This window comes from Pseudoxanthomonas sp. CCNWLY206-1, from assembly GCF_039710385.1.
Taxonomy (GTDB): Bacteria; Pseudomonadota; Gammaproteobacteria; order Xanthomonadales; family Xanthomonadaceae; genus Pseudoxanthomonas_A.
In genome coordinates, this window is the sequence record NZ_JBDKXI010000009.1 from 26,402 (window position 1) to 36,673 (window position 10,272).

Annotated in this window: 6 protein-coding genes, 1 tRNA gene and 2 pseudogenes; 4 read left to right on the forward strand and 5 right to left on the reverse strand. The window is 62.8% G+C overall.

The annotated features are described in order from the left end of the window. Positions 1-517: 517 nt before the first annotated feature. The 3 genes and pseudogenes from AADW18_RS17995 to AADW18_RS18005 all read right to left on the reverse strand — a co-directional run bounded on the left by AADW18_RS17995 (position 518) and on the right by AADW18_RS18005 (position 5,361). Positions 518-1,642, reverse strand: a complete 1,125-nt coding sequence (locus tag AADW18_RS17995; RefSeq protein WP_337344785.1) for an HDOD domain-containing protein — start codon at positions 1,640-1,642, stop codon at positions 518-520. 423 nt (positions 1,643-2,065) lie between these two features. Beyond that, positions 2,066-2,890, reverse strand: a pseudogene (locus tag AADW18_RS18000) (ribonuclease H-like domain-containing protein); the annotation flags it as partial. Between the two features lie 50 nt (positions 2,891-2,940). Beyond that, positions 2,941-5,361, reverse strand: a complete 2,421-nt coding sequence (locus AADW18_RS18005; RefSeq protein WP_337344786.1) for a DEAD/DEAH box helicase — start codon at positions 5,359-5,361, stop codon at positions 2,941-2,943. Between the two features lie 324 nt (positions 5,362-5,685). Here AADW18_RS18005 and AADW18_RS18010 point away from each other — a divergent pair, with 324 nt between their 5' ends. From AADW18_RS18010 to ligD, 3 genes and pseudogenes are all read left to right on the forward strand, one after another. After that, the gene (locus AADW18_RS18010; protein WP_337344787.1) at positions 5,686-6,057 is read left to right on the forward strand and encodes a hypothetical protein; all 372 of its coding nucleotides are present in this window, start codon (positions 5,686-5,688) and stop codon (positions 6,055-6,057) included. 14 nt (positions 6,058-6,071) lie between these two features. Beyond that, complete coding sequence (locus AADW18_RS18015; RefSeq protein WP_337344788.1) at positions 6,072-6,971, forward strand: Ku protein; 900 nt, start codon at positions 6,072-6,074, stop codon at positions 6,969-6,971. A 176-nt stretch (positions 6,972-7,147) separates the two neighbouring features. Next, positions 7,148-7,996, forward strand: a pseudogene (ligD, locus tag AADW18_RS18020) (non-homologous end-joining DNA ligase); the annotation flags it as partial. Between the two features lie 130 nt (positions 7,997-8,126). Here the strand turns inward: ligD and AADW18_RS18025 are convergent. Both AADW18_RS18025 and AADW18_RS18030 read right to left on the reverse strand, forming a co-directional pair. Then, the gene (locus tag AADW18_RS18025) at positions 8,127-9,263 is read right to left on the reverse strand and encodes a GGDEF domain-containing protein (RefSeq protein ID WP_337344789.1); all 1,137 of its coding nucleotides are present in this window, start codon (positions 9,261-9,263) and stop codon (positions 8,127-8,129) included. Positions 9,264-9,423: 160 nt separating this feature from the next. Beyond that, positions 9,424-9,498: transfer RNA gene (locus tag AADW18_RS18030), tRNA-Val, on the reverse strand. A 63-nt stretch (positions 9,499-9,561) separates the two neighbouring features. On the opposite strand from AADW18_RS18030, the gene arsC reads away from it, so the two are divergent. Further along, complete coding sequence (gene arsC, locus AADW18_RS18035; RefSeq protein ID WP_337344790.1) at positions 9,562-9,918, forward strand: arsenate reductase (glutaredoxin); 357 nt, start codon at positions 9,562-9,564, stop codon at positions 9,916-9,918. Positions 9,919-10,272: the final 354 nt, after the last annotated feature.

The window sequence follows — 10,272 nt, forward strand, 5'->3', positions numbered from 1 at the left end:
CGTAGAGCGGAGCTTGCTCCGCTGCCGTTCGCCTGCGCACGCGGATCGGAGAGCAGCCGAGCAAGCTCGGCTCTACGCAACGGGGTTTAGTCGCCAAATGGTCGGTCAATCGTGACCGAAAACATCATGGCCGCAACTCACCGATTCAAGCCCACCCTGATGGCAGTCGCGTAGAGCGGAGCTTGCTCCGCTGCCGTTCGCCTGCGCACGCGGATCGGAGAGCAGCCGAGCAAGCTCGGCTCTACGTCAGGTGGGGTTTAGTCGCCAAATGGCCGGTCAAATCGTGACCGAAAACATCATGGTCGCGGCCCACCGATATCAAGCCCGCCCTGCTGGCGGTCGCGTAGAGCGGAGCTTGCTCCGCTGCCGTTCGCCCCATGCATGCGGATCGGAGAGCAGCCGAGCAAGCTCGGCTCTACGTCAGATGGGGTATGCAGAACGGTAATCTCTGATGGTGCGGAAGAACGACGAGCCAGGAACGCTCCATTCCCGGTTCTCCATTCCCAACTCCCGGCTCCTACGCCGCGGTTTCCTCGAAACGCTCGACCATCGATTCGGCCATCTGGCGCCATGACGGCAGCTGGTGCAGCACGCCCAGTGATGACAAGTACGCTTCATCCACCGGTTCGTTGCTGGCCAGTGCGCCGGCAACATGCACGGCGCCGGGTACCCAGAAGCTGCGCAGGCTGGAGCGTTGCGGATGGCGATGGAAGGCGACCGCTTCGACGATAGGCATCGGCAAGCCCCAGAGGCCCAGCAGATACGCGCCGGCCTCGGTGTGGCCGGGGCGCTCGTTCTGATCGTCGGGCAATAGCGGCTCGCGCTCGTCGCGCACGCCCGGCAGCAACAGGCCGATGTTGGCCAGCAACGCCGCGGTGGCGCCGAGGTCGGCGCTGGTCTTGGGCAGGATCTTGGCCGCCAGCCGCGAAGCGAACAGCGCACGCTGCTGCAACATCGTGCGGTCGACGGTGGAGCTGGTCTTCATGGAGAAGACTTCGCTGGCCAGCACCAGGTCGCGCAACGTGCTCAAGCCCAGCCGTGTAACGGCTGCGCGCAGGTCGGTGATACCGCGACCGTTGGAGAAAAAGGCGGAGTTGCTCAACTGCAGTACTTTCGCGGCAATGGCCGGATCACCGGCAACGACCTTCGCGATGTCGTTCGCCGTGCCTTCGTCCTCTTCCAGTGCGCGCGTCAGCGCGAAATACAGATGCGGCGGCGACGGCAGATGCTCTACCCGGCCGATCGCACGGCGCAGCCGCGGACTGTCCAGCAGATCGCGCAGTTCCTCCAGGCTATGAATCGCTTCCAGCACCGTTTCCGACGACAGCGGTAACGGCAGGAACCGGTGCGCGACCCCAATCAGCTTGATCGGCGGGGCCATGCTGCCATCGGAGTTTTCCAGCAGCGCGATGCGGATGGTTTCGGGCCGAAGCGTGCGGATCTGGCCGAGCAGCGTCGGCGGCGGCAAGTCGGGCAGCGAAGGGCCGACGAGCACTACATCGACCGGCGCATTGGCGATAGCAAAAATCGCGGCGTTGCCATCGGCCACCACCTCGACTTTCCACTCGTCGCCCATGTCGCCGATATAGTCGGCCAGGTCGGCAGGCAGGCAAGCGGTATCGCCAACGTACAGAATCCGCAAAGCAGTTCCCCTAAAGCGTTTGATCCAATCGGAGGTGAGCGTTTTCCCGAACGGTTTCACCCGCTCGAAAATCTACCAAGGATTTCGGCAGGCCCATTTGCTTCTTTAGTGGCGCTTGCTGGTATTGAGCAGTGCTTCACACTCTGATGAGTGGTGGGTGGGGAATCCTGGCGGAACAAAGCCGTCACAGGCCCGTCCCTTCTCCCTCTGGGGTGACGGCGTGCGGCCTACGAGCCATTGGCTCGTGCATGCCTGAACGCCCTGCGCGCTGCGCAGGGCTGGGGCGCGAAGCGAGCTGGCGCGCAGCGACGGATGAGGGAATGGGGTGTCCGCTTGTAACGAACTTGGCTAGCGAGTCATTGTCATTCCCTCATCCGCCCTTCGGGCACCTTCTCCCATGGGGAGAAGGAAACAAGCCGCTGTTCAAGCGGTCGCGGAAAGAACCAGAACTGCTCTGCTGTCCGCGGCGTCGCCTACACCACTCGCATCCACCACCGCCAAATGCTCCAACAACCGCGCCAGCGTCACCACGTCCTGGAAGTTATGCGCCAGCACGCGCCGTAGCAGTTCCGAGGAACCACCCCGCAGATACTGCAGCCAGGCGGCCGGCGCTTCCGATCCCGGCAGGTCGTCTTCGCGGACGATACCCAGTGCGTTGCGCTCGATGGTAGCGAGTTTGCAGTTCTCCCAAACACCGCGGTACCGCCGCCGGGTGGGAAACAGCAAATCGAGGTGCGCGAGATCGGACAACGGGTTGTATTTACGTGCCAGCCGATAACGCGTGGCCAGTAACGGGGCGTCGTAACAGCGGCCGTTGTAGCTGACCAAGCGTGTATCCGGCCGCAGCCATTGCGAGAACGCCTCCAGCATCGCCGTCTCGGCTGCCAGATGCGAGATCAGCAGTTGCCGTATCCGCAGACCCTCCGGTACGAAGTCGGAGGCGCCGATCATGAAAGCGCGCGTGCCGGTGCCGCCAGACAAACCGGTGGTTTCGGTGTCGAAGAACAGCATGCCTTCGCTGGGCAGCGCTTCGGCACGCGCGAAACTGCCATCGAACTGAGCCGGCACTGTCGCCCAAGGCAGTACGTGTTCCACCAGACGCAGACCGGGAGAAAGCTCAACGCCCGGTAGTTGCCGGTCGCATTCCGCAGCCTGCGTGATCGCCGTTCGCTGGCGCACGCCCAGCATTCGCCGCAGCATCGGCATCGTTTCCGACGCCGCCGGCACCTTGGGCGCAGCCGACGCCACTGGCACGCCGCTCTGCCTGCGCAGGCGCTGCAGTTTTTCGGCACTGACGCTCATGACGTTTCCAAGAGTTCCAGGACCCGGGACGCAAGCTGCCGTGGCGTAACGTCGGCATCCTCGTCAGTGGCCAGCACCGGCCCCACGCAGGCGGGACAACCGGCCTGGCAATCGCAGGTGGCGACCAGTTCGCGCGCGCGTTGCAGCAGTTCGCGTTGGCGGTGCCACAAAGGTTCGCTCAGCCCGATGCCGCCCGGATAGTTGTCGTAGAGATACACCGTGGGAACGAAGCGATCGCCGGAAGCCGGCGAAAGCAGTTGACTGCCAGCGCCACGCAACTGCCCGCGTCCTTGCCCATCCGGCAAGGCGGACCAAGCACCATCGCTGTCGCCGACCGCCTTCTGCAAGTCGCGCCCTTCCGCCATCACCGCCACCGTGGCGGCGATATGCAACGCGTTAGCCGCGCCAAGAAAACCATCCAGCGCCTGCTGCCGCGATTCGAAAGCACGTTCCAGTATTTCCGGCGGCAGCTGCCACCACAGGCTGGTGGTGTGCATTTCCTGGTCCGGCAGGTTGACCGGCCCGTAGCCGATGTTCTCGTGGGTGTAGTAACGGATTTTCTTGTAGCCGGCGACACGCCGCACCAGATGCACTTCGCCGTGGTGGCAGGTGCCCTGCCCGGCAATGCAGCCATCGAAGCGCTCCAGCACCTTCAGCTTGGTGTAGTCGATGGCATCGGTGTAGTAATCGACTTGCGTACGCGTCACGTAGGCCTTGCGCCCTTCCCAGTCCAGCCGCTCCACTTGATAGGGCATGGACTGGATCATATGGATCGCGCCTTCGTACAAGGTCAGCGGCGCAGCACTGAAATCCACCTCGGCGATGATCGTCTGGCGCCCATCGGTGCGGTCGACCACCACGAAGTTGCCATCGGCCACCGAACGAAGACTTACGGCATTGGCCGGATAGCTGTCGGCGATCCACTCGTAGCGGTCACCTTCGCGGTGCACCACGCTGTCTTCGCTGAGCAATTCCAGGAACGGCGCCGGATCGACCGGTCCAAAGCGTTCGCCTATCAGGAACGGCAGTTCGAAAGCAGCACAGCGGATGTGATCCAACAGGATCATCGGCTGGTCCGCGGCGATGCGCGCGTGTTCCGGCGGACTGTCGGCGAAAAATTCCGGATGCCGCACCACGTACTGATCCAGCGGCTGCGAGCTGGCCACCAGGATGCCCAGCGACGCCTGCTGGCGGCGCCCGGCCCGGCCGAAACGCTGCCAGGTGGCGGAAATGGAACCCGGATAACCATTGAGCACCACCGTGTCCAGGCTGCCGATATCCACGCCCAGCTCCAGTGCCGAGGTCGACACGATGCCGTCGACGCGTCCGTCGCGCATGGCGCGTTCCGCCTCGCGCCGCTCTGTCGGCAGGTAACCGCCGCGGTACGCGCGAATGCGGGGCGGTTTGCGCGGATCGTGATCGAACACATCCTTCAAGTACTTGGTCAGCACTTCCACCATGGTCCGGGATTGCGCGAATACCAGCGTCTTCAGCCCTGCCTTGATTGCGAGCCGCGCGATGCGGTTGCTCTGCGAACGCGCCGATGCACGCAAACCCAGATCCGGATTGACGACCGGTGGATTCCACAGCAATACGTGTTTGTCGCCGGTAGGCGCGCCGGATTCGGCGACCGCCTCCACCTCCGCTTCGATCAAGGCTTCGGCATGCGCCTTGGGATTGCCGATGGTGGCCGAGCACAGGATGAACTGCGGATCGGCGCCGTAGAACGCGCACACCCGCTTCAACCGGCGCAACACATTGGCGACGTGCGAGCCGAACACGCCACGATAGGTATGCACCTCATCGATCACCACGTAGTGCAGGTTCTCGAAGAACTGCGCCCATTTGGTGTGATGCGGCAGGATGGCCTGGTGCAGCATGTCCGGATTACTGACGACGATGTCGCCGTGCAAACGGATCGCTTGGCGTGCGTCGCCCGGCGTATCGCCGTCGAACGTGAATGCCTTGACGCCGAGATCGCCGGCGGCATTGAGCTCCAATAATTCGCTGACCTGGTCCTGCGCCAGCGCCTTGGTGGGGAACAGGTATAGCGCCTTGGCTTGGCGGGTGATCGCCGCCGATACCACCGGCAGCGTGTAGCACAGCGATTTGCCCGAGGCGGTCGGCGTGACCACGGCCAGGTGCTTGCCCGCCTGCGCATGCGCCCAGGCCTCGGCCTGATGCGAATACAGTCGCTCGATGCCGCGAGCGCGCAGTGCAGTCGCCAGCGCCGCGGGAAGATCGGCCGGGAGTTCGGCGTAGCGCCCTTCCCGCCCGGGAATCATGAACCGGCCCGTGATGCGGTCGTGGTACTTGGACGCCAGGCGGTCGCTCAACCCCTTGCCATCGCCACTTCGCGCCGGCAGCAGCGAGGATTCGGATTCGAGCTTTCTCAATAAACTGGCTTGACTGGCCATGCCTTGCGCTCCAAGAGGGAGCGCCATATCACCCGGTTACTGTCGCAGCTGGTGAGATTGGCGGATTCACCGCAAGATCTTCTGTAGGAGCGGCTTCCAGCCGCGAGCTTTCCCCACAGACCGCGATCTTCCTTTCGGACCGCGATAGAAGCGAAGAGCTCGCGGCTGGAAGCCGCTCCTACGAGGCTTCTGCTTGCTGAACGGATGTCTTCTCATGCCGGCAAGTGAGCGCTGCGTACACGGTCCCGTCACGGATCGGTAACGGCCCGGCAGATAACTAATCACGTTATTGATTCGAACCCCACCGTCGAGCCGGAGACACGCATGGACAGGATCAAATATCGCGATCAATTGGAATCGCTAAAGAAGACGCGCGGCAGAGTCGCGCAATGCGTCGCTTTCCGGGATACGGACCAAGCTTCCGATTTCGAGGCCTTCAGCGCCGCCGATTATGGTCGCCGCGTCCGTCTTCACCCCGAGGTCGCGTGGGATGACGCCTGTTCGGCTTACGCGCTGGCCTTGGCCAGCTACGAAGCGCACGACGGCATGTTGGATCTCTCGACCGAGCATGCGCTGGAAGCGCAGTGGGAGGCCTTGCGTGGCCCGTCGGAGGTTCGCTGGCCGGTCGTACGCACCATGGTGAGAGAGGCTTGGCGCTGGCTGGATGATCATCGCCCCGCGCCTACCCAGCACTAGGCCTGTCAACCCTTATGGCGCGTCCGATCTGGACAGGCACGTTATCGTTCGGACTGCTGAACGTCCCCGTTTCGCTGATGTCCGGCGAGCGCAAGGTGGATCTGCATTTCCGGATGCTCGATTCACGCGACAAGAAGCCGGTCCGCTTCGAACGCGTCAATGCGGAGACCGGTGAGGAAGTGCCTTGGAAAGACATCGTCAAGGCCTACGAATACGACAAAGGCAACTATGTCGTGGTGGAGGAAGAAGATTTCCGCGCGGCGGCGCCTGAAAGCCGCGAAAGCGTCGAGATCGAAACCTTCGTGGAAGCCAGCGATATCGATCCTCGTTATTTTGAGAAACCTTACATCCTGGTGCCGGGCAAGAAAGCTGAGAAAGGCTACGTGCTACTGCGGGAAACGCTGGAAAGCACCGGCAAGATCGGCATTGCCCGTGTAGTGATCCGCACCCGCCAGTACCTGTCGGCGGTGATGCCGCTGGAAGACGCCTTGGTGTTGATCCTATTGCGCTACCCGCAGGAGCTGGTGGACCCGGCTGAGCACCACCTTCCCTCCGGTGCTGCGAGCACTTACCGCATCAGCGCCAAGGAAATCGAAATGGCCAAGCAGCTGATTTCGTCGATGGCTGGAGAGTGGAAGCCCGACGACTACCAGGACGAATTCCGCCTGCGCCTGCACGAGATCATCAAGAAACGAGTGAAGTCCAAAGGCAAGGTGGCCAAGTTCGACGACACCGAAGAGGCGCCAAAGGATGCCACTACCAACGTGGTGGATTTCATGTCCCTGCTGGAAAAAAGCCTCGCCAGCAACAAACGTACCCCCGCCAAGAAAACAAGCAAGACCACCAAGGCTACCAAGGCAAAGCCGGCCAAGAAGACCAAGACCACCAAGGCGGCGAAGAAAAAAGCGGGTTGACGACAGCCGAACGGCTTCGTCTCCCAGCGCATTGCTGTTGTAGGAGCGGCGTCCCGCCGCGAGCTCTTTCTGCCGATCGCGATAGAAGCGAAGAGCTCGCGGCGGGGCGCCGCTCCTACGCGAAGCCAATACACCACCACGGACACCAACCGATGAAAAAATCGGCCACCGATGCGGTGAGGTTGACCAGCCCCGAGCGCATCGTCTATCCCAACACCGGCATCACCAAGGCTGACGTCGCCGAGTACTACCGCTCCGTCGGCAAATGGATACTCCCGGAACTGATCCATCGCCCGCTGTCGCTGGTGCGCTGTCCGGGTGGCGTGGAAGGCGAATGCTTTTTCCAGAAACACCACACCGACGCAATGGGCGCGAGCGTGGAAGCGATCCCGCTGCAGCAGAAAAGCGGGAAAGAAGATTACCTCTACATCGAGGACCTGGCTGGGTTGTTGGCGCTTGTGCAGATGAATACCTTGGAGTTCCATCCTTGGGGCGCCACCGTCGAAGCGCCGGAACGGCCGGATCGGCTGGTATTCGATCTTGATCCGGGCGAAGGCGTGGATTGGACGCAGGTCAAAGCCGCCGCACGCGAAGTGCGCAAACGCTTGCAGCAGGCCGGCCTGGAAAGTTTCGTACGGCTTTCCGGCGGCAAAGGCCTGCATGTGGTGGTTCCGATCAAACCCGGACCCTCCTGGGAGCAAGCCAAGGATTTCTGCGAAGCCATCGCGAAGGGCTTGGCAGAAGACAAGCCGCAGCGTTATCTGGCGACAGCGAGCAAGGCGGAGCGCGAAGGCCGCATCTTCATCGACTGGCTGCGCAACACGCGCGGCGCCACCAGCGTCTGCAGTTGGTCGCTACGCGCCCGTCCCGACGCTACCGTCGCGGTGCCGATCCGATGGGAGGACCTGAGCAAGATTGCTTCGCCCGGCGCCTTCACCCTGCCCGCCGCCAAAGCACGAGCCGCACGACTGCGCAGCGATCCATGGGGAGATATCGATAAGCTCAACCAGCGCTTGCCGGTTTGAAATTTCTGCCGCACCGCTGGTCCCAACGCGTGGCAGCGACGTAAGTCGCGACGCTCTTCCTACCGCCGATTGTTACGGTCGCGACTTACGTCGCTCCCACACATTGGGATACGGGTACGGATTTCCCCCTTCAACCATGCACCACCAATCGGTCCCTGCCCCCGTCCTTGGCTTCATACAGCGCCTGATCGGCACGGCGCATCTGCGCACGCAGGCTGTCGCCAGGCTGGCGATAGCTGATGCCGGCACAGACGGTCGAACGTATGTCGCCATAGCCCTTGGAGAATTCGGCGCGAACGCGCTCGGCGAACGATTGCGCCGACGCGGCGTTTTCGCCCGTCATCAGTACCGCGAATTCCTCACCGCCGATCCGGGCGGCGTAGTCGCCTTCCGCCAGCCGCGCTTTCAATATCCCGCCCAGGCGCTGCAACACGGCGTCGCCGCCTTCATGTCCATGCTGGTCGTTGATGCGCTTGAAGTGATCGATATCGAAGAACACGATCGCGGTCGGGCGGTCTTCCACGGCTTCGTAAGCGCTCGTCGCGCGATCGTTCCAACCGGCGCGATTGGCCAGGCCGGTCAGTCCATCGGTGTAGGCCTGCTGCATCAGGCGCCGACGCATGCGCCAGACCGACACGGCAAAATCGGTTCTATATCCCGCCAGCACCACGCCAAAACCGACCGTGGTGAAGATGTACAGCCAGTACAGTGCGCTGCCGGCCCCCGGGTTCCCGTAGACCGCGATCCGTAGATACGCCAGCACGAGCACCAGCACCGCCATCGCGGCGATCGACATCGGCCTGACCATCAGCGCCATCAGCGCCAACGGCAACAGTTGGAACAGCCCCGCACGCAGCGCGAGTTGACCGGTCGCGCCAGGCAGCGGCATGCTCATGAACACGCCAATCAGGAGCGTGGCCGTCAATGCCAGCACCAAGCGCAGTCGCCAATTCGTCAAACGCATGACGGCAAAGGCGCAGCCGGCCGACGTCGCCGCCGCCAGTTGCACCAGCCACCAGGGATAGCCGGAACTGGGCGCCACGCCCGTCATCTCGAAGAAACCGGTCAACGCCAACAACAGTGCGCCGCAAAACAGCACACCGCTGACCACCGGCCGTGTGGCTTTTACCTGGGCCTCGATCAGATCGGCCCGCTCTTCATCATCCAGCTCACGCGTGGAGCGGCGGGAAATCAGGCGACGAAAATTTGCAGCCGAGGCTCGGACAAGGACCAATGGCGTGGCAACCGGAATGGCGTGACTGTTCATGCAGGTTTCCTCCCAAGAGACCTGTCGCGATAGAGGCAAGTTGTGTGCCAATCCACTGCCCGACCTTTCGGTGGTGCTCCGTAGGCGCGGAAACCGGGCATCCCCGCAGTCGCCTTCAAAAAAGCAAAAGGCCCGGACAAGCCGGGCCTTTTGGTGCAACTGGTGGGCGGTACAAGTTTCGAACTTGTGACCCCTGCCGTGTGAAAGCAGTGCTCTACCGCTGAGCTAACCGCCCGAAGTCGGGGCGCAAATGGTAATGGGAGGGACGATTCTGGTCAAACAGATTAATCTTGTGCCCATGGACGGCACCCTGCTTTACCACAACCCGCACTGTTCAAAATCCCGCGGTGCCCTGCAACTGCTGGCTGAAAGGGGTATCGAGCTGAGCGTGGTGCCCTATTTGGACCAGCCGCTGGACGCCGACCATTTGCGCGACCTGCTCCGGCAACTGAACCTGGGCGCCCGCGACCTGCTGCGCACCGGCGAGGCCGAATATGCCCAGCTGGGCTTGGCCAATCCGGCCCTGAGCGAGGAACAACTGATCGCAGCCCTGGCCGAACACCCATGCCTGATGGAACGCCCGATCTTCGTCCATGGCGGCCGGGCCGTCATCGGCCGGCCGCCGGAACGGGTGCTGGAGCTGCTCGCCTTGTAGAGCCGAGCTGCGCCTCGCACTTCCCGTAGAGCCGAGCTTGCTCGGCTGCTTTTCTACCCGCGTCCGGTCATCGTGCGCCGTCCAACAAGAGCAGCGGAGCAAGCTCCGCTCTACATGGAAGCCGCGGACTCCCTGGATGGAGCTCCTCGTAGAGCCGAGCTTGCTCGGCTGCTCTTCTACGCGTCCGGTCAACCTGCGCCGTGCCTCAAGAGCAGCGGAGCAAGCTCCGCTCTACATGGAAGCCTGCGGAGTCCCTGGGGTGGTGCTCCTCGTAGAGCCGAGCTCGCTCGGCTGCTCTTCGATCCACGTCCGGCCATCGTGCGCCATCAAACAAGAGCAGCGGAGCAAGCTCCG

Coding starts and splice junctions, on each gene's coding strand:
- AADW18_RS18025 (WP_337344789.1), bottom strand. CDS start 9,263: ATGAACAGTCACGCCATTCCGGTTGCCACGCCATTGGTCCTTGTCCGA.
- AADW18_RS18015 (WP_337344788.1), top strand. CDS start 6,072: ATGGCGCGTCCGATCTGGACAGGCACGTTATCGTTCGGACTGCTGAAC.
- arsC (WP_337344790.1), top strand. CDS start 9,562: ATGGACGGCACCCTGCTTTACCACAACCCGCACTGTTCAAAATCCCGC.
- AADW18_RS18005 (WP_337344786.1), bottom strand. CDS start 5,361: ATGGCCAGTCAAGCCAGTTTATTGAGAAAGCTCGAATCCGAATCCTCG.
- AADW18_RS18010 (WP_337344787.1), top strand. CDS start 5,686: ATGGACAGGATCAAATATCGCGATCAATTGGAATCGCTAAAGAAGACG.